The sequence below is a fragment of the Flavobacterium panici genome (assembly GCF_024499525.1).
GTDB lineage: Bacteria > Bacteroidota > Bacteroidia > Flavobacteriales > Flavobacteriaceae > Flavobacterium > Flavobacterium panici.
The window spans coordinates 304,582-330,741 of the sequence record NZ_CP100437.1 but is presented as its reverse complement, the minus strand read 5'-3'; the positions used below and the strand labels follow the sequence as shown (position 1 = coordinate 330,741).

Genomic DNA, 26,160 nt, shown 5'->3' with positions numbered 1-26,160 from the left:
ACAGAAAGTCCATCTACTAAAGATGGGCTTTTTGGTTTTACAACATGATATAAAAATATTCGGAATTTGAAATGAAAACATTTTATAAAAGTAATGACGGATTATTTGAAATTCCTGAATGGAGTTCGAATTGTTGGATTAATGTAGAATCACCAACTTTAGAAGAAAAAAAATATTTATTAGAAGAACTTCAAATTCCGGAAGCCTTTTATAATGATATTGAAGATATAGACGAAAGACCCCGTATCGAAACAGAAGATGGATGGACATTAGTAGTTTTGCGCGTTCCTATAAAAAGAAATGATATCAAATTACCATTTCAGACCATACCTTTAGGATTCGTTTTCAAAGATGATATCAAAGTAACAATTAGCTTTTTTAGAACAGAAATCATCTGTGACCTTGTTCTTTATTCACAAAAAAAACATATCCAGATCAATGATAATTTTTGTTTGGTTTTAAGGCTTTTACTCTCATCAAGCGTTTGGTATTTGAAATATCTTAAACAAATCAATCAAAAGATTAAAGTAGCAGAAGATAATTTAGAAAAATCAATTAAAAATGAAGAACTGCAAACATTGCTTCAAATTGAAAAATGTCTTGTCTTTTTTATAACGTCCTTAAAAGGAAATGATGTTTTATTTCATCGCATTAAAAACTTAAAAATACAAACACAAAACTACGACACAGATTTGGTAGAAGATGTTGAAATTGAGTTAAGCCAGGCGCAAGATACAGCAAACATTTACAGTGATATTTTGACAAGAATGGTGGATTCCTATGCTTCTGTAATTTCCAACAACATGAATAATATCATGAAACAAATGACCTCTATTTCGATTATTTTGATGATACCAACATTAATTGCCAGTTTATATGGTATGAATGTTCCAAACGGTCTCGAAGAAATCAAATACGGAATTTGGATTCTTCTTTCAATTTCAATAGTACTTTCAGCCGTTGGTGTATTCCTCTTTAAGCGAAGAAGATGGTTTTAATCAAAAATGAAAATACAAGCCTGTTCCTTACGAATAGGCTTTTTCGTTTTTATACTTTGGGCGTGACCATGTTTGCAAAAAGGCGCTCCAATCTTTTCGCTTATTGCGCGCCTTTTCGCAAACATGGTCGGGCTATCCGCGCTACTTCGGTAGCCAGCTTCTATCCCTCACGCAGCACTCAGGTATCAACAAATCCCGCTCCTGCAAGACTTCAAAAACAGTATGATTATTAAATATTAATTAAATGTGTAATCCCTACAGGACAAAAATTTGTCGTAAATGATTTTTAGCTACCGATATTTAATCTCTCCGGGATAATTGGTTAGGAGTTGTAAATAGTTGTGAATGAAAAATGAATAGCAATAATTTGTATTTAATACAATCTCTGAAGAATACTCTCTTAGGAGTTATTATCGGTAGCTAAAAAATAGATGCCTAGAAATCCCATTTAATATTTTATCTCCAGAATACTCCGTTAGGAGTTATATATCGGTAGTATAAATAGTATCCACGTGATAAAATATCCCGTAGGGATTACACATTTAATCCCTATGAATCGCAATTCATTTTTACGTCTGCAAATAATTTAAAATAAAAACACAATTTTTTATTTGTCAATTCAAAATAAATAATAACTTTGTAGTGCAAAGTACTTTAATTATGAATCAAAAGCACCAAGAAGATTTAGCACATATTCGTTCCATGATGGAACGTTCTTCAAGATTTATATCGTTAAGCGGACTTTCAGGAGTTTTCGCGGGACTTTCGGCATTAATAGGCGGATTGTATGTTTACCAGCTTTTTAAAGTAAATGGAATCGAATATTTTACTGACGAACACATAATATTATCCGGCAGCTTAGTTTCAGAATTAATATGGATAGGCGTAATAATTTTAGTTTGTGCATTTGTATTCGGAACCTTTTTTACCGTTAGAAAAAGTAAAAAATACAATTTGCCAATTTGGACTTCTGCCACAAAAAATATGTTGTTTAATCTGGCAGTTCCACTTGCAGCAGGAGGAATATTTTGCCTGGCATTAATATATCACGGATATTACGGTTTAGTAGCGCCGTCTACTTTATTATTTTACGGACTAGCTGTTATCAATGCCGAAAAATATACATTCTCAGATATAAAATATCTAGGTTTTTCTGAGCTTTTGTTAGGATGTATTTCACTTTTTTATATTGGATATGGTTTAATATTTTGGATCTTAGGATTTGGTATCCTGCATATCGCATATGGATTGGTGATGTTCAAAAAATACAAATAACCCAATGGGAATTATTGATAAACTAAATAAAGATTTTGAAAGCCGTGTCAGACTGGGTATTATGTCCGTTCTGATGGTTAACGACTGGGTAGATTTTACCGAGATGAAAACGCTTTTAAATATCACCGATGGTAATTTAGCAAGTCATTCCTCTGCATTGGAGAAATCTGAATACATCGAAGTTAAGAAAGAATTTGTTGGTAAAAAACCAAAAACATCTTATCAGGTAACGCCGCTAGGCCGCGCAGCGTTCAAAGAACACCTTTCTTATCTCGAAAAATTAATGAAATCGTAATAACTATATTTTTTTACCTAAAAACTTTGAATTACAAAGTACTTTTAAAAATTGAAATCATGAAATTGCCAATAGTGTTTTTACAATTAGCAGATAAGGCAATTACATTTTTGACCAATAACAAATAAAAATCTACAAAAATGAAAAAACATCAAATTATTTTAGCTTGTACAGCGGTTTTTATACTGCTTTTTTACAATGAATCTGTGGGAATCAACATTTCTATTTTTGGAGTGATACTTACTCTGTTAATTAGTTATTTCTTTCAGGAAAAGTTTGTAAACAGATCACATCTTGTTTTGGTAATGACTTCTATTTTATCTTGTTTTGCCTTTGCGTGGTATGGAGACGCCGCTTCGTTTTTTGCTTTAGCATTATCAATTCTGTTTTTACAATTTAAAACGCAGGATGGAGAACTTAAAATCGTTCAGATTTTTCCCTTAATATTCCTAAACGGAATCACTACAATAGGACGTATTTTTATATTTAGCCAATGGCTTCCTGAACGAAAAATTCACAACGACTTTGCTAAAAAACTAGTAGCGTTTGTAATTATTCCGGTAATATTTCTTGGATTATTTTTTATCGTTTACTCATTCGGAAGCAATCATTTCTCTTCATTGTTTACCGATTATACATTAGATATTAATCTGCCTCAATTAATAGCTATGTGCATTTTAGGATTTTATATCTCATTCAGTTTCTGGAATTATTGGGTTCCGGATATTTCTTATCAGTTCAATCCAAAACTAAACAATGAATTCACGAATATTTCTGAAGTAAAAAATCAAAGTACATTCTCATTCTTAGATTTGGATTTTGAAAGAAAGAGCGGAGTAATCACATTATTTATGTTGAATATTATGCTTCTAATTTTTATTGGAACATACAATTACGAACAGTTTTTTGAAGTAGTCGAAAAAACAAACTTAAGCGCCGATACGCACGAACGTGTAAATGCAGTTATATTTTCAATTTTGATGGCAGTTGGCGTAATCTTATTTTACTTTAAAGGCGGATTTAATTTTGATGAAAAAGCCACCACATTAAAAAAACTGGCAAAAGTATGGATTGTATTAAATGTAGTTTTGATTGTAAGTGCCATTGTTAAAAACTCAGAATATGTTTCTTTTTACGGTTTAACTTATAAACGCTTGGGGGTTTATGCTTTTTTAATTTTAGCTATTATTGGTTTAGTTTATTCTTTCTTAAAAATAACGAAACAAAAAACAAACGCCTATCTTTTCAATCAGATGATTTGGTATTTCTATGCCACAATATTGATATGCAGTTATGTAAATTGGGGAAATTTAGTAACTAATTATAATATTTCGGTAAATAAAGGAGTAGAGCCAATATTTTTAAGCGGATTAAATTTTAATGATGATGCCAGAAGAGAATATCTTTCAAAAAATAATTTAGACGGAAAATATCCAGAAGCGGTAAGAGAAGAATTAATTTCAAATTACCAAAATGCAGGTTTTTTATCTAAGGCTTTGTATTATGAGTTTTTAGATAATAAGAAATAAATTAAAAAGTCCCATTTGAAATTTCAAATGGGACTTTTGTTTAATTGTTATCACCTCTTTTTCTAAATCGGGGATCGTGCTTTGAAATAAATGTTGTTCTTCGATTTGAACTTTGAGTTGGAGTTTCAACTTTAGGAAAACTCGCTTCTTCTGTTTTGCTCGAAGGTTCAATTAACTGATTTAATTCTTTAATTTCAGCATCAGTTAAATCGCGGTAACGCCCAACCGAAACATCCAAAGAAATATTAATAATTCTGATACGTTTAAGTGCCGTAACTTCATAACCCAAATATTCAGACATTCTTCTAATCTGACGATTTAGACCCTGAGTCAGAATTATTTTAAAAGTGTATTTACTGATTTGTTCTACTTTACATTTTTTGGTAACCGTATCCAGAATCGGGACACCATTTCCCATTCGTTGAATAAAACGATCTGTAATAGGTTTGTTTACCGTAACCGTATATTCTTTTTCGTGATTGTTTCTGGCGCGTAAAATCTTGTTTACGATATCACCATCATTCGTCATAAAAATTAATCCTTCACTCGCTTTATCCAATCTTCCAATCGGGAAAATACGTTTCGGATAATTGATATAATCCACAATATTATTTCGAACTTCTAAGTTAGTGGTGCATTCGATTCCAACCGGTTTGTTGAAAGCCAGATAAATCATTTTTTCGTGCTTTTCCACGATTAACTTTCCGTCTATGCGTACTTCATCATCTGGCGAAACTTTAGTTCCCATTTCCGGCACAGCGCCATTTATTGTTACGCGTCCTTCTTCAATTAATTTATCGGCTTCACGACGAGAACAATATCCCGTTTCACCAATAAATTTATTAAGACGTTTAAGATTTTCTTCCATACTGCAAAAGTAGGCAAAAAAATGATTTTAGTTTTTAGAATTCAGATTTTAGATTTTTTGAGAAAAAACTTAGAAGCTTAGCAACTCAGAACCTCAGTACCTTTTCTAAGAATCATGAAAAATCGAACTATCTTCCGGAGTCTCTTTTCTTTCAAACATTCCGTAATCACGAACAACTGTCGCAATTCGTAAATGATAATCTTTAAAAACCTCATTTCGTCCTTTAGCCTGTGCAGCGCGATGCATTTCAAGATTTCTCCATTGCTGAATACTTTCTTCATCTCTCCAAAAAGATAAAGACAAAACCTTTGAAGGATCACTAAAACTCTGAAATCGTTCTATCGAAATAAAACCTTCAATATGGTCTAATTCAGGACGCAGACTTGCGGCGATATCAAGATATTCTTCTTTTTTTCCTTCATTCGGAATAACTTCAAAAATTACAGCTATCATTTTAATTGTAGATTTTAGAATTCAGATTAAAAAAACTTAGTGCCTTAGCGACTTAGTGGCTCAGAACCTTCAAAAAGAAACTCAATCACTTTTTGATACAATTCATCATCATGCATTCCGTGACCTAAGCCTTTGGTTTCAATAAACTGACTGTTTTTCCAGTTGCTGGCTATTTTTTTTCCTTCTTCAAAAGCAACGATTTTATCTGAAGTATCATGTGCAATGAAACCAGGAATCGTAAATTGCGATGCAAATTTTTGCCCTGAAAAATCTTCCAGTTTAAAGTTGAAGCGATTTATGAATTTATTTTCTAAAAGAGACAGCATTTTGGAATTCAGACTCAGCATCGAAATATAATTGTTAATCAAAGTTTTTAAATCTGAAGGAGCGCCAAGAATAACCATTTTATTAATGCTTGTATTCGGAAATAAATATTGATGATAAACGCAGGCCGCACCACCAATAGAATGTCCAATAATAATTTCAGGTTGATATTTTTCTACCGCTTTATTGATGAATTCGGCATAAAGCGGAACATTAAATTCTTTTCCGCTGCTTTGTCCGTGAGCGGGCGCGTCAATTGCAATAATAGTACTTCCGGATTTTTGAAGATGCGGCAGTGTTTTTTTCCAGCGAGAGGCATTGCTTTCCCAGCCGTGAACCAATAAAATTTTGGTTTCATTTCCTTTCCAGATGTAGGTTTGAAAATGATGTTCGTTATGGTGAAAAATTTCTGTTTCGGTGTTTCTTAAAACTTTTGGAAGTGTTTCTTTTTTTAATCTCCCAATTCGGGGCTGACTAAAAAGAGCATAAGAAAGTTCCATGGCTTTTTGCGGACGCACATAACTCAAAAAGTTAATATAAGATCCAACGGATTTTAATGTAATAAAACGAATTCCTTTTTTAATTCCCAAAACAAATAATTTAGTGGTAAAAATGATATTCGAGGACCGATCTAAAAAAGTTTCGCCACGAATTACACAAATTTAGCACGAATTTTTATTCCATTTAGAAACAAATTAAAAATTAGTGATAATTAGTGTAATTCGTGGCAAAAAATGTTTTATAAAAAAAAGTCCCGATTAAATCGGGACTCTTATTAGAATTTTGAGAACAATTGTTCCATTTTTTCTTTTTCTTCTTCAGCTAATTGAGTATCAACTAAAATTCTTCCAGAGTGCTCATCAGTAATGATTTTTTTTCTAGAAGCGATTTCAACCTGAGTTTGTGGTGGAATCGTAAAGAAAGATCCTGCAGAAGCTCCTCTTTCGATAGAAACTACAGCTAATCCGTTACGAACACTGCTTCTGATTCTGTTATAAGCAGCTAATAATCTTTCTTCAATTTGAGCTGAAAATTCAGCTGATTTCTCAGATAAGAAGATTTCTTCTTTTTGAGTTTCAGCCATAATAGCATCTAATTCAGATTTTTTATGTTTTAAATGAGAGCTTTTAGCATCAAGTTTTTCTTTTAAATTAGAAATAACTTCTTTTTTGTGCTCGATAGAAGCTTTCATTTCTTTGATTTGCTTTTCAGCTAATTGAATTTCTAATTCCTGAAATTCAACTTCTTTTGTCAAAGAATTAAATTCTCTGTTGTTACGAACTGATTCTTGTTGTTTTGTGTATTTCTTGATAACCTCTTTATGCTCCTCAATAGCAATTTTCTTTGCTTTGATTTGCTCCTCAATCACTTCAAGTTCACCTTTCAGTTTTTCTGAACGAGTGCTCAAACCTGCAACTTCATCTTCTAAATCTTCAACCTCTAAAGGAAGTTCTCCTCTAACGTTTCTGATTTCGTCAATTCTAGAGTCAATAAGCTGTAAATCATATATTGCTCTTAACTTGTCCTCAACACTTAATTCTTTCGTATTCGTCATATTCTATAAGTACTTAACTGGATTTGTATTTTCTTCCGATAAAATGATCGCAAAATTAAGAATTTTTTTTCGAAGATAATCAACAATATAGTTTTTTGTATAGCGTTCACTCTCAAAATGACCAATATCGGCTAAAAGTAACTTGTTTTCTGCTTCATAAAACTGATGATATTTTAAATCAGCAGTTAAAAAAGCATCGGCTCCAGCCTGAATTGCATTTTTTATGGCAAAACTTCCTGAACCTCCCAGAACAGCTACTTTTTTTACTTTTTTTCCGGTAAAGGCAGAATGACGAATTCCGCGGGCAATCATAATTTCTTTTACATGCAGAAGAAAGTCTTTTTCATCCATTTCATTCTCCAGTTCCCCAATCATTCCTAAGCCAATATTTTGATGTGAATTTTGAAGATCGTAGATTTCATAAGCCACTTCCTCATAAATATGATTCATTAAAAGTGTTTTTAAAACTTTGGATTGTAAATGTTTCTCAAAAATAACTTCGATTTTTATTTCGGTTCCGGTATGTAATTTTCCTTTTTCTCCAATTGTTGGATTGCTTTTTTCATTTCCTTTAAAAGTAAAAAAACCTTCAGAATTAAAACTGCAGTTATCATAGTTTCCAATAGTTCCGGCGCCGGCTTCGAACATTGCATTCCGAACTTTTTCAGAATTTTCGGGAACAGTATAAGTAACTAATTTTTGAAGAAATTGCTGTTTCGGAATTAAAATTTTGGTGTTTATTAAACCTAATGTATTACAGAAAATGTTATTAACTCCCTGCGGATGATTATCTAAAGCGGTATGTACGGCATAAATGGCAATATCATTTTTAATTGCTTTTAAAATGGCTCGCTCGACATAGTTTTTACCTGTGATTTTTTTAATTCCAGAAAATAAAATAGGATGGAAGCAAACTACGAGATTGCAATTTTTAGTTATGGCTTCTTCAATTACATTTTCTAAAGCATCATGACAAACTAAAACTCCGTTACTTTCGTTTTCCGGATTTCCCACTAAAAGTCCCACATTGTCAAAATCTTCTGCATAGGCGAGAGGTGCCATTTCTTCTAGTACGGTTATGATGTCTTTGATCTTCATGTAATTTTTGTTTCAGGTTTTAAGTTTCAGGTTTTCTTGTATTGTGCAGATTGAAACTTTAAAACAAATTAACGAATAAACGTATTAACCTTAAAATATTTTAGTGATATTGTGTTATGTAAAATTAGTAATGCCAATAAGACCATATTACCAGTATTACTAATTTTGTATCTTTGTCTTTAAATCAAGAACTATGAAAACGCTAACTGTAAAAATAAACGAACGCACTAAGATAGGGAAAGCTTTTATCGCCATGTTTGATAGTTTTAAAGGTTTTGAGGAAATTGAGATTATTGAAACTGATTATGGACAAGTGAATGAGGAGCGAAGCATTTATTCTTCTGAATTTGTTGAAAAAGTTAAAAAAGCAGAAGCAAATATTAAAAATGGCGAAACAACAAGGCTAAATCCAGATGATATATGGGGAAGTTTAGGGTTGAAGTAACTAAGGTCGCAAACCTGGATATTGAAAAACATAAAAAATCAGGAAATAAAATTTCTATAAAAAATATTGCTAAAATTTTAATTGATCTTACAGAGAATCCATATGAAGGTTTTGGAAATCCTGAACCATTAAAATATGAATATTCAGGATTATGGTCAAGACGAATTAATCAAAAAGATCGATTAATTTATCGTGTAGATGACGAAGTTGTAACCGTATTTGTAATTTCTGCAATGGGTCATTATTCAGATAAATAATTCTATGAACTTACTTCGAAAAATACTTTTTCCCTTCGCTATCCTATACGGATTCATTACCAGCATTCGCAATTTTCTTTTTGATAAAGGAATTCTAAAATCAACTTCTTTTGATATTCCGGTTATTGCAGTTGGAAATTTAAGTGTGGGCGGAACTGGAAAAACTCCGCAAATTGAATATTTGATTCGGTTATTAGCTGATAAATATAAAGTGGCGACTTTAAGCCGGGGTTACAAAAGGAAATCGGAAGGTTTTGTTTTGGCAGATGATAATTCTAATGCTGAAATTCTGGGTGATGAACCTTTTCAGTTTTATCAAAAATTTCCAAATGTTCAGGTTGCAGTTGATGCCAATCGCACAAACGGAATTACACAATTGCTTTCTCAAAAAAATAAACCACAAGTAATTTTATTAGATGATGCTTATCAGCACCGAAAAGTAAAAGCTGGATTTTATATCCTGCTGACTTCTTACGGAGATTTATATGCAGATGATTTTATGCTGCCAACAGGAAATTTAAGAGAAAGCCGAAGTGGTGCCAACAGAGCTAATATTGTTGTGGTTACTAAATGTCCAAATAATTTATCGGAAGAAGAACAAGAAGAAATTCGTTTGAAATTAAAACTGAATTGTTCGCAGCAAATCTTCTTTACTTTTATAGATTATGACACTGTAATTTATGGCAAAAATGAAAAGATTTCTGTTGATGAAATTAAATCAGAATCAAAAGTACTTTTAGCCGGAATTGCAAAACCAAAACCATTTTTTGATTATTTAAAAAATGAAAATGACGAATGTTTGACTTTCCCGGATCATCATCATTTTTCTGATACCGATTTAGATTCCATTCAGAATAAAGCCAACGGAAAAAAGATTATTACAACCGAGAAAGATTATGTTCGTTTAAAAAATTCGAAACTGGTTTCTCAATTGTACTATCTGCCCATAAAAAGCACCTTTATCAATCATCAGCAAAATTTTGATGTTTCGATTTTACAGTATATAAAAGAAAACTCAGAATCTTAGAATCTCAGCATCTTAGAAGCTTTTTTGCTAATCAAAAAACTTAGCAATTGTACTGTAAAATTCATCAGGAACAAAAGGTTTTGTAATTACATCGTTCATTCCAAAAGATAAAAGCATATCCCTGTTTTCGTCAAGAGAAATGGCCGTTAATGCAATAATAGGAGTTGTTTTGTCGAAATCTCTAATATGCTGCGTTGCTGTAGTTCCGTTAATTCCAGGCAAATGCACATCCATTAAAATCATATCAAAACGTTTTACTTTTAAAAGTTCAACCGCATCTTCGCCATTATCGATAATTTCACAGGTAATCATTTTGTTTTCAAGCATTTTACGCGTAATCATTTGATTGATTTTGTTGTCTTCAATCAGTAAAATAGACTTGTGTTTTAATTGTTTGTCGTTATATGGTTTTTCTTCTGTAACAGCTTCCAAAGGTTCGTTATTAATTTTAAAATTTAATTTGAAAGTAAAAGTTGATCCTTTACCAACTTCACTTTTTAGTTTGATTTCGCCTCCTAAAAGTTCGATTAATTTTTTAACAATAGTAAGACCTAATCCTGTACCGCCGTATTTTCGGTTCACTTCGATAGAACCTTGTGAAAAACTTTCAAAAACGGTTTGCAGTTTATCTTCGGGAATACCAATTCCGGTATCGACTATTTCAAAATAAACGGTTGCATTTTCATCTTCCTGTCCAAATAGTTTAGCAATTACATTTACATTTCCGTTTTGAGTGAATTTTAATGCGTTATTAATCAGGTTTAATATAATTTGAGATAATTTGGTTGGATCGCCAATTAAGTTGTCTGGAATTGCATCGTCTATTTCTAAGTTGAAATAGTTTTTATTAGCCGTTGCCAGTTCTTTTAAAGAGCTTTGAATATTAAAAAGCAATTCTTTTAAATTAAAACTAATATTTTCAACTTCAACTTTAGTCGAGTCGATTTTATTAATTTCAAGAATTTCGTTTATAAAAGTAGTAAGATAATTTCCGGAGAATTTTAGAGATTCTAAATATTTTAACTGTGTTTTTTTCGGGTTATCTTCAAGAAGTAAATGTGTGATTCCGTTAATTGCATTTAGGGGTGTCCGCAGTTCGTGACTTACAGTCGATAAAAATTCTGATCTCGCTTTTGAAGCTTTTTCGGCTTTGTTTTTTGCCAGAATAAGTTCTTTGTTTTTTTCTCTTAAAAGCAAATTATTCTGATTACGAATAATATTGTTTTTGTACAAAGCCAAACTCAAAAGAGATAAAATCGAAATTAAGGCAATCGCCAAAATACTGACTAGTTTAGAATAGCGATACGTTTTAAGCTGGATTTTTTCTTCGCTTTCCCGTTTAAGTGTATTGTTTAAGGTTTGATTTTTTTTGAATTTTTGAAATTCGTTGAAATCTATTTTGGCATTTTTTAATTTTAGAATATAATTTTCTAATTGATAATGTTCGTCTAAATAAGAATAGGCTAAATCAAAATTTTTGTTTTGTTTATAGTATTGACTTATTGCTAAAGTTATTTTTGATTTTTGAGAAAGATTATTTGTTTTCTCTGTATAATCAAGCGCTTTTTCAAAATAAATCATAGCAGAATCATTCCGTTTAAGCTGTGTTTCAATTAATCCGAGTTGATAATAAGAATCACTTTTGGTTTCTAAGATCAATGGATTATCCGGTTTTTTGATAATTTTGCGGAAGGTCTTGGTCGCTTGATAAAAGTTTTTATTTGTTTTAAATGCGATTGCTTTTTGATAGTCTAAAATTTCAGAACTATCAACAATACCAAGCTGTTTTAGAAGTTTTTGAGCTTTTGCATAATAAACATCTGCCGTTTTATAGTCGCCTTTTGCGGTATTTACAGCGCCAATATATTGTAAGGCTAAGATTTTGGTACAAGTTGGTTTTAGGCTGTCAAAAGACGAAACGCTTTTATGAAAGTTTTTTAATGCTTCGTCGTACTTCCGCTGATTGTAGTAAATTTTTCCAAGCTTAAAAGTCTGGTTGGCTAAATTTTCGGGAATGTTATTAGTCTCGCAAAAATCAATTGATTTTTTAGTGTAAAAAACAGCCTCATTGTACTCTTTACTGTTCAGTTTTTTATTGGCCAGTTTATTATAATAGGAAACACTATCTGTATTCTGTTTGATTTGAGAATACAAAAATGAATTAAAAAAACAAACAACAGATAAAAGATAGTACTTCATGTATGGCAGAGCATTTACAATGAATTCTTATGTTTTCCTTATCAGTAAAATCAAATCAATTAATCTTGATGAATAGCCAATTTCATTATCATACCAACCCACAACTTTTACCATTTTGTCAATGACAGAAGTTAATTGTGCATCGAATAAGCACGAATGCGTATTGCCAATTATATCAACAGAAACGATAGGATCTTCTGTGTAATCTAATATTCCTTTTAAATTTGTTTTTGAGGCTTTTTGAAATGCAATGTTAATTTCTTCAATCGTAACAGCACGTTTAACATTGAACGTGATGTCTGTTAATGAACCATCTGGAACCGGAACACGAATGCCGCAGCCTCCAATTTTCTCATGCAATTTAGGAAAAATTTTTGTTAATGCCTTAGCTGCACCTGTAGTTGTTGGAACAATTGACTGACTTGCGCCTCTGGCCCTGCGTAAATCCTTATGCGGCTGGTCATGAAGACTTTGGTCTGTTGTGTAAGAATGTATCGTTGTAATGTAAGCCTGCTCAATTCCGCACAATTCTTCAATGATTTTTATCATTGGAGCAGCGTTATTTGTTGTACAGCTCGCATTTGAAACAATATTTTCTGTTCCATCTAATATATTTTCATTAACTCCAAGAACTACTGTTTTAATAGTATCAACTTCTGATGGTGCAGAAAGTATCACTTTTTTTGCTCCGACTTCAATATGCGCATTTAATTCTTCATGTGTTTTATATTTTCCGGTCGATTCAATTACAAAATCTATTGAATGACTTTTCCAGTCTAAATTAGAAATGCTTTTTTCGTGAAAAAATAAAAAATGCTTTTCGTTTACAATAATTCCTGTTTCATCATAACTTACAGCAAAAGGCAGAACTCCATGTATACTGTCGTATTTTATTAAATGTGACATTGTTTTGTTATCTGCAATATCATTAATTGCAACAACTTCAATTTCAGGATGATTTATAAGAAGGCGGAATAAATTTCTTCCAATTCTTCCAAAACCATTAATAGCAATTCTTGTTTTCAATGTTTTGTTTATTTGTTGAATCGTTTAACCGTTTAATCGGTTTGACAATTAAACGATTAAACAATTAAACTTTTTATAAAATATGTTTTTGTGCTTTGTATGAAGAACGAACAAGAGGCCCGCTTTCCACATGACGAAATCCTAATTCAAGACCAAATTTTTCGTATTTGGCAAATAACTCAGGCGTGATAAATTCTTTTACAGGTAAATGTTTTTTACTTGGCTGTAAATATTGGCCAATAGTAACCACATCAACATTTGCATTGCGTAAATCTCTCATTGTTTGGTAAACTTCTTCTTCAGTTTCTCCAAGACCAAGCATGATTCCAGATTTAGTTCTGTTTATTCCTTTTTCTTTTAAATAACGTAAAACTTCTAAACTGCGATCATATTTTGCCTGAATACGAACTTCGCGTGTTAAACGACGAACGGTTTCAACGTTATGAGAAACTACTTCAGGATTTGCTTCCACAATTCTGTCAATGTTTCTTTCAATTCCCTGAAAATCCGGAATCAAAGTTTCAAGAGTAGTATTTGGGTTCATTCTACGGATTGCTTTTACAGTTTCTATCCAAATGATAGAACCTCCGTCTTTTAAATCATCTCTGTCAACACTTGTAATTACAGCGTGTTTAATATTCATGATTTTTATAGAACGAGCCACTTTTTCAGGTTCGTCCCAATCTACCGTTTCCGGGCGTCCGGTTTTAACACCGCAAAAACCGCAGGAACGGGTGCAGACATTTCCTAAAATCATGAAAGTTGCTGTTCCTTCTCCCCAGCATTCTCCCATATTAGGGCAGCTTCCAGAAGTGCAGATCGTATTTAAGCTGTATTTATCAACTAAACCGCGTAGTTCAGTATATTTTTGTCCAATTGGTAATTTTACCTTTAACCATTTCGGTTTTGCAGGCGGTATGTTTTCAATGACTGTTTCCATATATCATAAATCTGAATACAAAGATACGGAATGTTGTTTATTTGGAGATGCTAATTTACTTTTCGTTTACTTTTCATATCTCCTAATGTCATTTAGGATTATGAAGTTCAAGTATTAATAGTTTGACTATAAATACGTTTTAAGCTTATCTTTTTAATTTTTACTTAAGATTTTGATAGTAAGACTAATATTTTTAAAATTTCACATTTAACCTTAATCTGTTGCAAATTTGACTTTTTTAGACAATGAAAGATTTACGCTGTAATATTTTTGCTGTTAATTTAATAATAGTTTAGAAAAGACATGAAAAAGAAATTTATTGTATTAGGAATTTTATTTGCAGCTTTTGGTTTTACTAAAATGGATGCACAAATACTTTCAGATAAAACTATGGGAGCTTTAGGTAAAGGAGTTTCAGGATTTACTTTTAGCGATGCAGATGCTGCAGCTTTAGCAAAAGAATCGATTGCTGAAATGGATGCCAATAATCCTGTTGCCGCAGCAACAGATGGTTATTCGATTCGTTTAAATCGTTTATTTGGAAAACACACTTCGAGCGAAGGAGTTACTTTAAATTATAAAGTTTACTTAGTAAAAGATATTAATGCTTTTGCTTGTGCAGATGGAAGTGTTCGTGTATTTGCAGGTTTAATGGATATTATGGATGATAATGAATTACTTGCCGTTATTGGACATGAAATAGGTCACGTAGTGAATCATGATACAAGGGATGCTATTAAGGCTGCGTATAAAAAAGAGGCTTTGTTAGATGCCGCTTCATCACAATCAGGGAAAATTGAGACGCTTACAGGATCTCAATTAGGAAAAATAGGAAGCGCAATGATTGATAGCAAACACAGTAGAAAGCAAGAGTCTCAGGCAGATACGTTTTCATATGATTTCATGAAAAAAAATGGTTATGATGTTAACGCGGTAGAATCTGCTTTTAGAATTTTGCAAAATTTAAGTGAAAGCGCAGAGTCATCTTTTATTACCAAAATGATGAGTTCACATCCTGATTCTGGAAAAAGAGCCGATGATGCTAAAAAAAGAGCCGAAAAAGATGGTTTGTATAAAGCTTATATACAGCAGAAAATTGTAAATACTGCACCTGCAAAAACAACAACAAAAGCGCCAGCAAAAGCAACTGCTAAAAAAACAACAACAAAAAAGAAGTAATTTTTGTGTGAAAAGTAAAACCGGTAATTCTGCAGAATTTACCGGTTTTTTTTTGATCGTTATATCAGAAACACTTACAATATAGCTAAATAGCTCATTTAAAATTCATATCTTTAATTTGTTAAAAAAATAAACTTTGTGTGAAATGAAATAGCATTATGTTATTTACATTTGTTGTTAAATTGTAATTATAAAAACATGAAAAAAAGATTTATAATAGTAGGACTAATATTTACAGCATTTGGTTTTACAAAAATGAATGCACAGATTAATTTTGGTGAAAAAGCGATAGGAGCGGTTCAAAAAGGTGTGGCAGCTTTCACTTTAACAAATGCAGATGCAGCAGCATTATCTAAAGAAGCGGTTAGAAAATTAGACTCTACTAATCAGGTAGCGCCAGCAACTGATGGTTATACTTTGCGATTAAACAGGGTTTTTGGAAAACATACAGCAGGCGATGGTTTTACTTTAAATTATAAAGTTTATAAACTAAAAGAAGTAAATGCTTTTGCAACCGCTGACGGAAGTGTTCGTGTATATTCAGGATTAATGGATATTATGGATGATAACGAATTGTTAGCTGTAATTGGTCACGAAATTGGACACGTTGCTAATAATGATTCAAGAGATGCAATGCGTGCGGCTTACCAAAAAGAAGCTTTAATTGATGGTGCGTCATCACAATCTGCTAAAATATCTGCAGTAACAGATAGTCAGTTAGGAAAAATTGGAAGTGCTTTAATCGATAGCAAACACAGCCGTAAACAAGAAACTGAGGCTGATTTATATTCTTATAACTTTTTAAAGAAAAACGGTTATAATGTAAATGCAGAAGAATCTGCTTTTAGGATTTTAGCTAAAATGAGTGAAGGTGCAGAAGCTTCATTTATCGATCAAATGATGAGTTCACATCCTGACTCTAAGAAAAGAGCAGATGATGCAAAAGCAAGAGCTGAAAAAGATGGAGTTTATAAACCATACGTTCAGCAAAAAATCGATAATACAGTTCCTAAAAAGACAACAACGAAAAAAACGACTACTAAGAAGAAAAAATAGTTTTTGATATAAAGTAAAAACGGCAGATTTAAATCTGCCGTTTTTTTTATTTCTAAATTAACCTAAAACATGATGTGCTAAAACTTTTTGCACATCGTATACGTTTACCGATTTATTGAATTGTTTTACAATACTTGGATTTAATTCGCTTGAAACCCAGATTTTCAATTCTGCATCAAGATCAAATGTTCCCGCAGTTTCTACACTAAAACGCGTAATACTTTTGTAAGCAATAGATTTATATTCAGTTTTGCTTCCTGTTAAACCTTGTACATCAACCAGAATTAATCTTTTATTGGTGAAGATAAAAGTATCACGAATAAGTTTAAAACCCATTTCAATTTCTTCGTTATCTGTCAAAAGCTGACCGTATTTTTTAAGTAAATCTTCCTGACTTACTGTACCGGCATTGCCCATAAGAGCTGAAAATATTCCCATTTTATTGTTTTTAAAAGTTGATTAATTGTTCTTTTTTTGAATTTAATGTAAAAGTAATTGATTTTGTTAGTTTTTAACAAGTGCTTTTAGATTTAAAAAAAGAGGAGTTAATATTAAAGAAAATAAAACAGAGGAAATTATAGAAACTATTAAGTGTCCATATTGTTTTGGTTCTAATCCTATCGCAAATCGAAAGACTAAAATAATAAGCGAAAATAAAATAAGGCAAATCCAATAGTTTTTATTTACGGGTTTTGTTGAAATATTATCCTTTGGCAATTTAGAAAATGCAAATAAAATAATCAATCCTCCAATAAATGTACTTAAGTGCTGAACAACTTTAAAAATTGGGTTTTTTAGATTTAAAATAGAAATGGAATCATGTAAGAAGGGAATATGATTTACAAAATAGCCATGTTCATGTGTAAAGCTATCCCAAAAAAGATGCGAAGCAGTTCCGATTAAAATTGATAGTATTACGACAATCCAATGTTGTTTGAAATAACTGTTCCAATTAAATTGGTCGAAGATAAGAACTCGTGATCGAATTATTTCCGGCAAATTATGGAATAGTTGATTTTTAACAATATTATGGAATGTAAATGCTAGTAGAATTGCAAGCGGCAGATCAAACCAAAAAACACCATCAATATTATGACTGTAATGGCTTTCTACTCTCATTCTAATAAAGTACTCAAAATCTGGAATCAAGCTTCCGATGATAAGTCCGGTTAATGAAAACCATTTTTTAGGTAAATAATTTAGAGGCAGAACTATTGCGGGATGGGCAAATGTAAAAGGCATTTTTAACTTATAAATTGAAGATAAAGATATGTCATTAATTAAGACCATAAAAAAAGCAGAACCTAAATTCTGCTTTTCTTTTTCTATATTTTATTTTTTATTCAGTTTGTCCTGTTTGTATTGTTATTGGAAGATTGTACGCTGTACGAACTGGTTTTCCAGCTAATATTCCCGGAGCCCATTTTGTTTTTAAAGATTTTAAAACTCTAACAGCTTCTTTTCCCATTCCAAATCCTGGATCGTTTTTAACTACAATGTCTGTCATTGTGCCATCTTTTTCGATTACAAATGAAACATACACACGTAATGTTTTTTCTGCATCCAATTCTGGTTTTGTAAAGTTATTTCCAACATAGTTGTAAAACTTTTTAATTCCTCCAGGGAATTCTGGTAATTTGTCTAAAACTGATACGTTAACAATTGTAGTTCCAGTATCACCAGTATTAGCAATTGCAGGTTCTCCGCCAGTATTTCCAGGTAATACATTTGTACCAGGTCCATCTGTTCCTACTGCATTGTCTACATGAGGAGTGTTGTCCACGTTAGCAGCGATAGTTTGCGTTGCCTGATCTGTAGGTACTATAACCGGATTTGTTAATTGACTTGACGTTACTGGCGCTGTTGCTGCCGGTGGTGTTGATTTCATTGGTGGGGCAACAGGATCCTTTGTTTTTGGAACCACTATTGGATCAACATCAGTTAAAGTAAGAGGTGTAATAGGAACAGGCTCAGTTTCAACAGGCTCAATTGTTCTAAATTTATTAAGCAACATCGATACACTTCCTATGGCGGTTAGTAACAACAACGCCATAAATAATGCCGTAACTGTTGTTTTAGAATTTTCCTGGCGTAATTGGTACGCTCCGTATTCTTTGTTTTTGTTTTCGAAAACAAGGTCGATCCACTTGTTTTCATAGATGCTTAATTTAGTCATGATTTTTGGATTTTAAGGTTAAGTAACTTTAAATCATACGCGATAGTGAATTGGGTTTAAGCAAACAACGTAGAAGTTGTTGTTTTAGTGTGTGAATAAATTATCTTTTTAAGAAAAAATATGATTATATCTTATTTTTTTTCTAAAGATAATAAATTATCTATTACGTTCGATAATTTCCGCCAATAATTTTTTAGCACGAAGTAATTTTACCTTTACGTTGCTTAGAGGCTCATTAATTTTGTCAGCAATTTCCTGATAGGACATTTCCTGAAAGTAGCGAAGCTGAATTACTTCCTGATAATGGGGTTTTAATTCTTTGATGCATAAAAGCAAACGAGAGAGGTTTTGCTCCTTAATTAATGCATCTTCGGCAGATGGAGTAGTGTCGGCAATATTGTATGCCTGTTGGTCTTCAGTATCAGTGATTTCTATAAAAAGATTCGTTTTCTTTTTACGTAATAAATCAATATAAACATTTTTTGCAATCGCAATTAACCAAGTGTTAAACTGAAATTCCGGGTTATAAGAACCTATTTTATCAAAAGCTTTTGAGAAAGTTTCAATAGTAATATCTTCTGCGGTAGTTTCATTTTCTGTACGCTTAAGCATAAAGCCATAGACTTCATTCCAGAAATAATCTAATAAAAAAGTAAAGGCGACCTGGTCACCTTTTTTTGCTTTTTCTATTTTAGAATTTATTTCCAATATACAGGTTTTGAAAAAATATTAGTTATAAAGATATTAATTTGCGTTACAATAAGCACAATTTCTAATACTGGAAACCAAATTTTAATATCATTTTCTTTAAGTTTTCCTGCAGAAAAACCAATTACAGTCCAAACTACAGTATAACGAGTTGCTAAAATTGCGACAACAGCAATCCATTGAAATTGAAACGCCAGCAGAATTATAACTGATAAAAAGAAAAATAATTGTGAAAAATAGAAAAGTCCCAATTGAAATTTATCAAAAAACTTATAATGCTCAGCCGTAGAAACGTGTCTTCTTTTTTGTGTAAACCAGTCTTTAAAAGACTCTTTTGGTTTTGAATAAGTAAAACTTTCTGGCGTATACGATATTGCAGTATTTAATTTGTTTGCCGCCTGATTGATAAACAAATCATCATCGCCTGAACGAACCTGAATATGATCAATAAAACCATTTACATTAAAAAACTCCTCTTTTTTGTATGCTAAATTTCGTCCAACTCCCATATACGGAAGTCCGGCTTTTGCCCACGAAAAATATTGAACAGCAGTTAATATGGTTTCAAAACGAATAATTTTATTTAATAAAGAATTTTCTATTTTTTCATAACCTCCGTAACCTAAAACAATAGTTTTTTCTGTATCAAATTGTGAAGTCATTGATGTAATCCAGTCTTTTGAAGTTGGATAACAATCTGCATCTGTAAAAAGTAAGTAATCTTTTTTTGCTGCTTTGATTCCTAAAGTTAAAGCGTATTTTTTATTTCCCCAAAAAGCTTCATTGTTTTCAACTTTAACAAGGCGAATGTTGGGATATTTTTGCTCAAATTCTTCAAATACTTCAAGCGTTTCATCACTTGATGCATCGTCTATTAAAACAATTTCAAAATCAGGATAATTTTGCTCTGCTAATAAAGGAATAAATTTCTTTACGTTTTCTTCTTCATTTTTTGCACATACAATAACAGAAACCGGAATATTCTTTGGCGTAATATCTTGAGGTTTAGCAAAAGCAAATTTTCCAAAAATTCCTAAATAATAGAAAAGCTGAATAAAAACAATAGCAATAAAAAAGTAAAGTAAAATTATAAGCATATGGTTTTAATGTCTGTTAATGTTCCAAATTTTGCGAGAACAAAGGTAGTTATGAATTCCTAATTTTCAATGTTTAATATCAATTTACTTTCGGCACTTTGACATTTCTTTTGCAATTGCAATAGACTGAGGGTTTTCTGTTTTTTCCAGTTCCGAAATTATGTTTTTATAATTATGATCATCGCGGTTTTGAGACAATTTTTTGGTAGCCTGAATTTCATCAATTTCTATTTCAAAACCAAAAATTCCTCTGGCTTCGCGCATCGTTTTTTCAGATAAATTTTCAACTCGAACAGGATTTTCAGAATTTGCTTCGTATTTGTCAACAAGCTTTTTTAACTGTTCTACAGATGTAGTGTAATCTACAATCTTAATTCTTCCGTAAACATGTACGGCTATATAATTCCATGTTGGTACATTTTCATGATCGTACCAAGAAGAAGATATATAACTATGCGGCCCTGTAAATACGGCCAAAACCTGATCATTTTCTGCAAAACCTTCAGCTTGGGGATTCAGTTTAGAAATATGTCCCTGCAGGATCTCTTTTCCATCAGCATTAATTTCTAATTCTATCGGAATATGAGTGGCGCATAATTTTCCATTAGTCTGATTGATCAGAATCCCAAAACTATTCTCTTTTAAAAAAGTTCTGATTGATTGCGGATCTTCATCTTTATATAGCTCAGGTGTGTACATTTTGAGAATTTATTTTCAAGATTTCTTTGTGATGCATTCACTTCAGCATCAATATGGGTTCTTGAAGTTTTCAAAACGAAGATAAAGATTTGCGGATAATTCAAAGATACTTTCTGTAACTTTTTCGGTTTTTGATGTGTTAATTTATAAGGAAGATTTTTTAATCATCAATATAAAATTCAGTTCATTTTTTTTGAGTTCAAATAAATCTGAATTACACTTAGATATAAAATAGTAACTCCAATAAAAGTAAAAATTACGCCTTCGATCAGGCATTGTGTTCCAAAATCATCAGAACAAAAAGTTCTTACGGGACGGAATAATTGAGATATTATTTCTTTTCTGAAAAACTTAAGCCTTAAAAGAATGTACAATATAATTGCCACTATAATTGTATTAAGTGATGAAAGTTTACTTTTCCAGTTTATAAAAGCAAGTGTGCAAATACCTATTAAGGAACCTAAAAATATCCAAACGTATACGCTAGGCCAAAAGTTGAAAATGCCTTCATTTGTGGGTAATAATTTGTTCCAATATTGCGAATGTTGGTATTGGGAATGTGTTTCTGCCCAGATGATTTTTTCCGATACGGTGTAAAATCTAAGCTGCAGAATACCATTTATCAGGAAAATCAATCCGAATATTTGGAGCAAGATAACTTTGATATTTAATTCTTTCATTAAGGTTTGGTTGGTAAGCTGGTAAAGTCTGAGTTTTTTTAGATAACATTTACTTCAGCTTCAATTTGAATGCCAAAGATTTCGAAAACGGTTTGCTGCACTTGTTTCGAAACATCTAAAATTTCCCGACCTGTTGCGTTTCCGTAATTTACTAAAACCAAAGCCTGATTTTTATGAACTCCCGCATCGCCAAAACGTTTTCCTTTAAAGCCTGCCTGTTCAATAAGCCATCCTGCAGGAACTTTTACTTCGGTTGGTGAAACTTCATAAAACTTCATTTCAGGGAATTTTTGATGAATTTTTTCGAAATCAGATTTCAATAAAATGGGGTTTTTAAAGAAACTGCCGCTATTTCCTAATTCTTTTGGATCAGGTAATTTGCTTTGTCTGATAGCAATTACAGCGTTGCTTACATCTTTTAAAGTAGGTTCAGAAATATTGTTTTTAGCCAGTTCAGCTAAAATATCTCCGTAAGATGTATTGATTTTATGATTGCGTTTTGTCAATTTATAAATTACCGAAGTAATAATAAATTGATCTTTTACTTCGTGTTTAAAAATACTTTCGCGATAACCGAAATTACATTCAGTATTGGTAAAAGTTTTTATTTCCTGAGTTTCGATGTTTATTGCTTCACAGGAAACAAAAGTATCTTTGATTTCAGTTCCGTAAGCACCAATATTTTGAACTGGAGTTGTACCGACATTTCCCGGAATTAGGGACATATTTTCTAATCCGCCAAAATTATTGTCGATTGTCCAAAGCACGAAATCATGCCAGGTTTCGCCAGCCTGACTTTCAACCCAAACAAAATCATCATCTTCCTTAATGATTTTTTTTCCTTTTAAATCGATATGAATGACCAAAGCATCAATATCTTTTGTTAAAAGCATATTGCTCCCGCCGCCAAGAATAAATTTCTTCTCGTTTTTGTTTTCTTCTAAAATAGTTTTCAGTTCTTCAACAGAATGTACTGCGACAAATTTTTTGGCTTTGGCTTCAATACCGAAAGTATTGTAGTTTTTTAAAGAAAAATTGGATTGGATATGCATGTGTAAAAGGCTTTTTAATCTGAGGTCAAAAGTAAGGATTATAATTTATTTCAATTGAGTTTTGACATCAGAAAGTCTTTTTAAGCGAATTTACTTTATTGCCTCAATAAATTGCTGCATTTCTTTCATTGTTCCAATAGTAATTCTCGTCCATTTTCCGTTTTCTTCATAGATTTTGGTTCCCTCAATATTGTTGGCTTCTAATTGTTTAAAGAAATCCTTTTTATAATTTTCAAGAGAAAAATAAATAAAATTGGAATAAGACGGAATGCAGGTTAAGTTAAGCTGTGTAAGTTGGTCAATCGTATATTTCTTAACATCTTCATTTAAAGAATAAACTTCCTTAATAAACTTTTCGTCATTTAAGGATGCCATAGCAGCAGCTGTTGATACCACACTAACTGATAAATTTGGAGATGATTTTAAAACGCTGAGTTCGTCAATAGTTGATGAAGCCGCAATAGCATAACCGATACGTGCGCCGGCTAAACCATGCATTTTTGAAAAAGTTTTAGTGATAATTAAATTTTTGTTTTCCATTACAAGACTGCTTAATGATTGCTCTTTTGTGAAATCGATATAAGCTTCATCTACAAAAACAATGGCATTTTTAGACGCTTCTTTTACAAATGAAACCAATTGTTCGTGATCGCATATTGTACCTGTAGGATTATTTGGATTGCAGATATAAATCATTTTTGTATCTGAATCAATTGCTTTTAACATTGCCGCTAAATCATGCTTTTTGTCTGCAGTTAACGGAACCGTAATTTTTTTTATCCCTAATTTTTCAGAAGGAAATGTCCAATAGTTGAAGGTTGTTTCGGCAAGTATGTAATTTCCCTTTTTTAAAGCAGTATGTTGAAGAACTAAATCTAAAATTTCTGTTGAACCGGCACCTAATAGAATATTATTATCAGAAACATTATTCTTTTTTGCAATAAGAGAAATTAATTCTCCCGAAAGATTCCAGCCGTATCGATTACTGCTATTGATGCTTTTTTGCATGGCAGCGCGAGCGAGTGGAGAAGGTCCATAAGGATTTTCATTGGATCGTAATAATATAGGAGATTTGTCTGCATCTAAAGAAATATAGTTTTCTGGCGAAGGATTTGCAAATGTTTCAAATGAAGTTAAACCTAATCCTATTGTACCTAAACCTACTTGTTTTAACCAGTTTCTTCTATTACTCATATTATTTTAAGAATTAAATTACACAATCCGTTATAATAGTATGTCGTTGAAATTGAAGAAAAGTTACGAAGGTTTTTTAACCGCAAAGACACAAAGTTTACGCAAAGTTCGCTAAGCTTGGTTTTTATTGCGGGAATGCCTGAAAGCTTTTTTTGTTAAAAACAGGCTTCTATAAAAATTACACCATTATAATTTGCTATACCGGCTTGGAAATCTTCTATTTTTGATAAAAGAGATTCTGCATTTTGGCTGAAATAATGAATTGAATCACTGTACATTTTTGAATAATCACTATTCATGTCTTTTAAAGTCTCAAAAAATAAACATGCAGCTTCTTTTAGTTCTGTTTTTCCTTCTACATTTTCTAGCTTGTTTATTAATTCAAACTGTTCTTTTGTATTAGTTTCTGTGTTAGAAATTATAAACTTAATCATTAAGAAGGTTAAAAAATCTAATACTAAATTCATTTCTTCTGCATTTGAAAGAGTATCTAATTCTTTCCAAAAATTGTCTTTTTTAATTGTACTATAGTAGTTGTTTATACCATTGATGCCAAAAAAGAATAAATCATTTTCGAATTTAGTGTTAAATGACTCAATTTCTTCTAAGCCTAATTCAATAAGAAATTTATCAATGTCTTCATTATCATTATAATATTTATGTACCCAATCCATTATTGCCTCAAATTCAGAAGGATTAATTTTGTAAAAATCTGTTTTTACTTTAAAAATTAATTGTTCAAATGAAATTTTTGTAAAAATTGAATTTTGGGTTATTTCAATTACATAATCTCTGAAGTTGGTAATTTGTTTGTCTTTAAAATGATATAATTGTTTAGGTTGCAATTTTATATCATTCAGTTTTGATAATAATGTAACGGATGTTTTATTCTTGTCGACTTTATAATAGTTGTAATATCCACTCATTTATCTTGTGATTTTTATATAGAAATAAGATTTTATTTGTTCAGCAATTCATGATACTTATCAGCAATAACCTTCATATTAATATCATAATTAGCATTTTCTTCTACAAATTTTCTATTTCTAATAATGGCCTCATTTCGAGATTCAGGATTTTCAAAAGACCAGATTAATTCATTGGCAAGCATTTCAACATCGTCGATTGTAATTAATTGCCCGTTTTCACGATGCGTTATCCAACTTTGGTTTCCTGCAATATCAGAAACTACAGGATAACAATTACAAGCCATAGCTTCAAATAATGATGCCGAAACGCCTTCGGTAATTGGCATGCTGATATAAATATTCGATTGCTGTAATAATTTAGGAAGTTCAGTATTTGGAATTCTTCCTGTAAAAATTACTTTGTTTTCAATTTGAAGTTCTTTAGCTAAATCTTTCAAAAATTGCAATCTTGTTCCGTCGCCAACAATAGTCAGCGAAAAATCAATTCCCTTTTGGTGTAAAATGCCAAATGCTTTTAAAATAGAATCATGTCGGTATTCCGGCTGCAGCGAACGAGTGACAATTGCTTCAATTTTATTTGAATAGTTTGTTGAAGGTGTAAAAAGCGATAAATCAATCCCTTTCGGAAGAACCAAAACTTTGCTCATGTCAACGCCAATTTCTTTCATAGAAATGGTCATAACTGGTCCCCAAGCATGAATTAAATGCGCTTTTTTGAAAGCGTATTTCTGAATAAACTTTTTAAATGGATATAAAATAGAATTTTCCGGCCATAAATCAGTTCGGCCCTGCTGTGCGATTGCTATAGTTTTTGAACCGGATAAAGCGGCAAGAAATCCGTAACTGGTAGTTCTTTCGGCAATAACCATATCGGGTTTTTCATTTCTGATTATTTTTCGAATAGAAACAGGAGTGAAGAAATATTCTAAAATACGTTTGAATCGGTTGAGTTTAGAATTACTCGGAGATTGAAGTTCCCAGGTGATAATTTCAAATTCGCCAAATTCTTTCAGGCCTTTCATCCACGTTATAGCATCGGCGCGGTACGATTCCCCAAGAAAAAGTATTTTTCTTTTCATTAAAATGAGTTTTTTTTTCGCT

Annotated in this window: 28 protein-coding genes; 9 read left to right on the top strand and 19 right to left on the bottom strand. The window is 31.7% G+C overall.

Going from position 1 to position 26,160, the window contains the following annotated elements:
• The first annotated feature begins 71 nt into the window (after positions 1 to 71).
• The 4 genes from NLJ00_RS01515 (at position 72) to NLJ00_RS01500 (ending at position 4,097) form a co-directional block, all read left to right on the top strand.
• On the top strand, positions 72 to 998 hold the full coding sequence (locus tag NLJ00_RS01515; protein ID WP_256636029.1) for a magnesium transporter CorA family protein: 927 nt from the start codon (positions 72 to 74) through the stop codon (positions 996 to 998).
• Between the two features lie 660 nt (positions 999 to 1,658).
• On the top strand, positions 1,659 to 2,273 hold the full coding sequence (locus tag NLJ00_RS01510; protein WP_180860757.1) for a hypothetical protein: 615 nt from the start codon (positions 1,659 to 1,661) through the stop codon (positions 2,271 to 2,273).
• A 4-nt stretch (positions 2,274 to 2,277) separates the two neighbouring features.
• Positions 2,278 to 2,568, top strand: a complete 291-nt coding sequence (locus NLJ00_RS01505) for a winged helix-turn-helix domain-containing protein (protein ID WP_053472423.1) — start codon at positions 2,278 to 2,280, stop codon at positions 2,566 to 2,568.
• Positions 2,569 to 2,708: 140 nt separating this feature from the next.
• A complete protein-coding gene (locus NLJ00_RS01500) occupies positions 2,709 to 4,097 on the top strand; it encodes a DUF4153 domain-containing protein (RefSeq protein WP_256636028.1) in 1,389 nt (462 codons plus the stop codon).
• A gap of 40 nt (positions 4,098 to 4,137) precedes the next feature.
• On the opposite strand, the gene rluF is transcribed toward NLJ00_RS01500, so the two are convergent.
• The 5 genes from rluF to NLJ00_RS01475 all read right to left on the bottom strand — a co-directional run bounded on the left by rluF (position 4,138) and on the right by NLJ00_RS01475 (position 8,395).
• Positions 4,138 to 4,965 (bottom strand): 23S rRNA pseudouridine(2604) synthase RluF, encoded by an 828-nt coding sequence (gene rluF / locus NLJ00_RS01495; RefSeq protein WP_256636027.1) that lies wholly within the window; start codon positions 4,963 to 4,965, stop codon positions 4,138 to 4,140.
• Positions 4,966 to 5,070: 105 nt separating this feature from the next.
• The gene (locus tag NLJ00_RS01490; protein WP_180860750.1) at positions 5,071 to 5,418 is read right to left on the bottom strand and encodes an antibiotic biosynthesis monooxygenase family protein; all 348 of its coding nucleotides are present in this window, start codon (positions 5,416 to 5,418) and stop codon (positions 5,071 to 5,073) included.
• A gap of 44 nt (positions 5,419 to 5,462) precedes the next feature.
• Positions 5,463 to 6,332: an alpha/beta fold hydrolase gene (locus NLJ00_RS01485; protein WP_256636026.1), complete on the bottom strand. Its 870-nt coding sequence runs from the start codon at positions 6,330 to 6,332 to the stop codon at positions 5,463 to 5,465.
• A gap of 185 nt (positions 6,333 to 6,517) precedes the next feature.
• A complete protein-coding gene (locus NLJ00_RS01480) occupies positions 6,518 to 7,297 on the bottom strand; it encodes a zinc ribbon domain-containing protein (RefSeq protein WP_053472418.1) in 780 nt (259 codons plus the stop codon).
• Between the two features lie 3 nt (positions 7,298 to 7,300).
• Positions 7,301 to 8,395 carry a Nif3-like dinuclear metal center hexameric protein gene (locus tag NLJ00_RS01475; RefSeq protein ID WP_256636025.1) on the bottom strand — a complete coding sequence of 365 codons (1,095 nt, stop codon included), beginning with the start codon at positions 8,393 to 8,395 and terminating at the stop codon, positions 7,301 to 7,303.
• 193 nt (positions 8,396 to 8,588) lie between these two features.
• Between NLJ00_RS01475 and NLJ00_RS01470 the strand changes: the two genes are divergently transcribed.
• Genes NLJ00_RS01470 through lpxK form a run of 3 tightly spaced genes read left to right on the top strand, consistent with a single transcriptional unit; the run spans position 8,589 to position 10,124 of the window.
• On the top strand, positions 8,589 to 8,840 hold the full coding sequence (locus NLJ00_RS01470) for a DUF2683 family protein (protein WP_180860728.1): 252 nt from the start codon (positions 8,589 to 8,591) through the stop codon (positions 8,838 to 8,840).
• Positions 8,816 to 9,097, top strand: coding sequence for a Txe/YoeB family addiction module toxin (locus NLJ00_RS01465; protein ID WP_180860725.1), 282 nt, complete (start codon positions 8,816 to 8,818; stop codon positions 9,095 to 9,097). Before NLJ00_RS01470 ends, NLJ00_RS01465 begins: the two co-directional genes overlap by 25 nt.
• A gap of 4 nt (positions 9,098 to 9,101) precedes the next feature.
• Entirely contained in the window at positions 9,102 to 10,124 is a 1,023-nt protein-coding gene (gene lpxK / locus NLJ00_RS01460; RefSeq protein WP_180860722.1) for a tetraacyldisaccharide 4'-kinase, read from the top strand.
• Between the two features lie 27 nt (positions 10,125 to 10,151).
• On the opposite strand, the gene NLJ00_RS01455 is transcribed toward lpxK, so the two are convergent.
• The 3 genes from NLJ00_RS01455 to lipA form a co-directional block, all read right to left on the bottom strand.
• A complete protein-coding gene (locus tag NLJ00_RS01455; RefSeq protein ID WP_256636024.1) occupies positions 10,152 to 12,323 on the bottom strand; it encodes a tetratricopeptide repeat-containing hybrid sensor histidine kinase/response regulator in 2,172 nt (723 codons plus the stop codon).
• A 27-nt stretch (positions 12,324 to 12,350) separates the two neighbouring features.
• The gene (gap, locus tag NLJ00_RS01450) at positions 12,351 to 13,349 is read right to left on the bottom strand and encodes a type I glyceraldehyde-3-phosphate dehydrogenase (RefSeq protein WP_256636023.1); all 999 of its coding nucleotides are present in this window, start codon (positions 13,347 to 13,349) and stop codon (positions 12,351 to 12,353) included.
• A 73-nt stretch (positions 13,350 to 13,422) separates the two neighbouring features.
• Positions 13,423 to 14,289 carry a lipoyl synthase gene (gene lipA, locus NLJ00_RS01445; protein WP_053472411.1) on the bottom strand — a complete coding sequence of 289 codons (867 nt, stop codon included), beginning with the start codon at positions 14,287 to 14,289 and terminating at the stop codon, positions 13,423 to 13,425.
• A gap of 303 nt (positions 14,290 to 14,592) precedes the next feature.
• Between lipA and NLJ00_RS01440 the strand changes: the two genes are divergently transcribed.
• Complete coding sequence (locus NLJ00_RS01440) at positions 14,593 to 15,468, top strand: M48 family metalloprotease (RefSeq protein ID WP_256636022.1); 876 nt, start codon at positions 14,593 to 14,595, stop codon at positions 15,466 to 15,468.
• 198 nt (positions 15,469 to 15,666) lie between these two features.
• Positions 15,667 to 16,524, top strand: a complete 858-nt coding sequence (locus NLJ00_RS01435; RefSeq protein WP_053472409.1) for a M48 family metalloprotease — start codon at positions 15,667 to 15,669, stop codon at positions 16,522 to 16,524.
• Between the two features lie 57 nt (positions 16,525 to 16,581).
• Here the strand turns inward: NLJ00_RS01435 and NLJ00_RS01430 are convergent, their stop codons facing one another.
• The 11 genes from NLJ00_RS01430 to NLJ00_RS01380 all read right to left on the bottom strand — a co-directional run bounded on the left by NLJ00_RS01430 (position 16,582) and on the right by NLJ00_RS01380 (position 26,138).
• The gene (locus tag NLJ00_RS01430) at positions 16,582 to 16,962 is read right to left on the bottom strand and encodes a PH domain-containing protein (protein WP_012022332.1); all 381 of its coding nucleotides are present in this window, start codon (positions 16,960 to 16,962) and stop codon (positions 16,582 to 16,584) included.
• A 66-nt stretch (positions 16,963 to 17,028) separates the two neighbouring features.
• Positions 17,029 to 17,766: a DUF4184 family protein gene (locus tag NLJ00_RS01425; protein ID WP_256636021.1), complete on the bottom strand. Its 738-nt coding sequence runs from the start codon at positions 17,764 to 17,766 to the stop codon at positions 17,029 to 17,031.
• Between the two features lie 97 nt (positions 17,767 to 17,863).
• A complete protein-coding gene (locus tag NLJ00_RS01420; protein WP_256636020.1) occupies positions 17,864 to 18,700 on the bottom strand; it encodes an energy transducer TonB in 837 nt (278 codons plus the stop codon).
• A gap of 156 nt (positions 18,701 to 18,856) precedes the next feature.
• A complete protein-coding gene (locus NLJ00_RS01415) occupies positions 18,857 to 19,408 on the bottom strand; it encodes an RNA polymerase sigma factor (protein ID WP_053472407.1) in 552 nt (183 codons plus the stop codon).
• Positions 19,399 to 20,505 (bottom strand): glycosyltransferase, encoded by a 1,107-nt coding sequence (locus NLJ00_RS01410; protein ID WP_256636019.1) that lies wholly within the window; start codon positions 20,503 to 20,505, stop codon positions 19,399 to 19,401. Before NLJ00_RS01410 ends, NLJ00_RS01415 begins: the two co-directional genes overlap by 10 nt.
• A gap of 84 nt (positions 20,506 to 20,589) precedes the next feature.
• On the bottom strand, positions 20,590 to 21,204 hold the full coding sequence (locus NLJ00_RS01405) for an FMN-binding negative transcriptional regulator (protein WP_256636018.1): 615 nt from the start codon (positions 21,202 to 21,204) through the stop codon (positions 20,590 to 20,592).
• 179 nt (positions 21,205 to 21,383) lie between these two features.
• Entirely contained in the window at positions 21,384 to 21,884 is a 501-nt protein-coding gene (locus NLJ00_RS01400; protein WP_256636017.1) for a hypothetical protein, read from the bottom strand.
• A gap of 38 nt (positions 21,885 to 21,922) precedes the next feature.
• Entirely contained in the window at positions 21,923 to 22,936 is a 1,014-nt protein-coding gene (murB, locus tag NLJ00_RS01395) for a UDP-N-acetylmuramate dehydrogenase (RefSeq protein ID WP_256636016.1), read from the bottom strand.
• Positions 22,937 to 23,026: 90 nt separating this feature from the next.
• Positions 23,027 to 24,130: a pyridoxal phosphate-dependent aminotransferase gene (locus tag NLJ00_RS01390; protein WP_256636015.1), complete on the bottom strand. Its 1,104-nt coding sequence runs from the start codon at positions 24,128 to 24,130 to the stop codon at positions 23,027 to 23,029.
• 155 nt (positions 24,131 to 24,285) lie between these two features.
• Complete coding sequence (locus tag NLJ00_RS01385; RefSeq protein WP_256636014.1) at positions 24,286 to 25,056, bottom strand: hypothetical protein; 771 nt, start codon at positions 25,054 to 25,056, stop codon at positions 24,286 to 24,288.
• Between the two features lie 32 nt (positions 25,057 to 25,088).
• Positions 25,089 to 26,138: a glycosyltransferase family 4 protein gene (locus tag NLJ00_RS01380; protein ID WP_256636013.1), complete on the bottom strand. Its 1,050-nt coding sequence runs from the start codon at positions 26,136 to 26,138 to the stop codon at positions 25,089 to 25,091.
• Between the last annotated feature and the right edge of the window lie 22 nt (positions 26,139 to 26,160).

Excerpts from the sequence above, each read along its gene's own strand:
- NLJ00_RS01515 (WP_256636029.1), top strand. The coding sequence starts at position 72 with ATGAAAACATTTTATAAAAGTAATGACGGATTATTTGAAATTCCTGAA.
- lipA (WP_053472411.1), bottom strand. The coding sequence starts at position 14,289 with ATGGAAACAGTCATTGAAAACATACCGCCTGCAAAACCGAAATGGTTA.
- NLJ00_RS01505 (WP_053472423.1), top strand. The coding sequence starts at position 2,278 with ATGGGAATTATTGATAAACTAAATAAAGATTTTGAAAGCCGTGTCAGA.
- NLJ00_RS01420 (WP_256636020.1), bottom strand. The coding sequence starts at position 18,700 with ATGACTAAATTAAGCATCTATGAAAACAAGTGGATCGACCTTGTTTTC.
- NLJ00_RS01440 (WP_256636022.1), top strand. The coding sequence starts at position 14,593 with ATGAAAAAGAAATTTATTGTATTAGGAATTTTATTTGCAGCTTTTGGT.
- NLJ00_RS01425 (WP_256636021.1), bottom strand. The coding sequence starts at position 17,766 with ATGCCTTTTACATTTGCCCATCCCGCAATAGTTCTGCCTCTAAATTAT.
- NLJ00_RS01400 (WP_256636017.1), bottom strand. The coding sequence starts at position 21,884 with ATGAAAGAATTAAATATCAAAGTTATCTTGCTCCAAATATTCGGATTG.
- NLJ00_RS01500 (WP_256636028.1), top strand. The coding sequence starts at position 2,709 with ATGAAAAAACATCAAATTATTTTAGCTTGTACAGCGGTTTTTATACTG.
- NLJ00_RS01430 (WP_012022332.1), bottom strand. The coding sequence starts at position 16,962 with ATGGGAATATTTTCAGCTCTTATGGGCAATGCCGGTACAGTAAGTCAG.
- NLJ00_RS01455 (WP_256636024.1), bottom strand. The coding sequence starts at position 12,323 with ATGAAGTACTATCTTTTATCTGTTGTTTGTTTTTTTAATTCATTTTTG.
- NLJ00_RS01385 (WP_256636014.1), bottom strand. The coding sequence starts at position 25,056 with ATGAGTGGATATTACAACTATTATAAAGTCGACAAGAATAAAACATCC.
- NLJ00_RS01490 (WP_180860750.1), bottom strand. The coding sequence starts at position 5,418 with ATGATAGCTGTAATTTTTGAAGTTATTCCGAATGAAGGAAAAAAAGAA.
- NLJ00_RS01480 (WP_053472418.1), bottom strand. The coding sequence starts at position 7,297 with ATGACGAATACGAAAGAATTAAGTGTTGAGGACAAGTTAAGAGCAATA.
- rluF (WP_256636027.1), bottom strand. The coding sequence starts at position 4,965 with ATGGAAGAAAATCTTAAACGTCTTAATAAATTTATTGGTGAAACGGGA.
- NLJ00_RS01405 (WP_256636018.1), bottom strand. The coding sequence starts at position 21,204 with ATGTACACACCTGAGCTATATAAAGATGAAGATCCGCAATCAATCAGA.
- murB (WP_256636016.1), bottom strand. The coding sequence starts at position 22,936 with ATGCATATCCAATCCAATTTTTCTTTAAAAAACTACAATACTTTCGGT.
- NLJ00_RS01475 (WP_256636025.1), bottom strand. The coding sequence starts at position 8,395 with ATGAAGATCAAAGACATCATAACCGTACTAGAAGAAATGGCACCTCTC.
- NLJ00_RS01380 (WP_256636013.1), bottom strand. The coding sequence starts at position 26,138 with ATGAAAAGAAAAATACTTTTTCTTGGGGAATCGTACCGCGCCGATGCT.
- NLJ00_RS01390 (WP_256636015.1), bottom strand. The coding sequence starts at position 24,130 with ATGAGTAATAGAAGAAACTGGTTAAAACAAGTAGGTTTAGGTACAATA.
- NLJ00_RS01510 (WP_180860757.1), top strand. The coding sequence starts at position 1,659 with ATGAATCAAAAGCACCAAGAAGATTTAGCACATATTCGTTCCATGATG.
- lpxK (WP_180860722.1), top strand. The coding sequence starts at position 9,102 with ATGAACTTACTTCGAAAAATACTTTTTCCCTTCGCTATCCTATACGGA.
- NLJ00_RS01435 (WP_053472409.1), top strand. The coding sequence starts at position 15,667 with ATGAAAAAAAGATTTATAATAGTAGGACTAATATTTACAGCATTTGGT.
- NLJ00_RS01410 (WP_256636019.1), bottom strand. The coding sequence starts at position 20,505 with ATGCTTATAATTTTACTTTACTTTTTTATTGCTATTGTTTTTATTCAG.
- NLJ00_RS01465 (WP_180860725.1), top strand. The coding sequence starts at position 8,816 with ATGGGGAAGTTTAGGGTTGAAGTAACTAAGGTCGCAAACCTGGATATT.
- NLJ00_RS01470 (WP_180860728.1), top strand. The coding sequence starts at position 8,589 with ATGAAAACGCTAACTGTAAAAATAAACGAACGCACTAAGATAGGGAAA.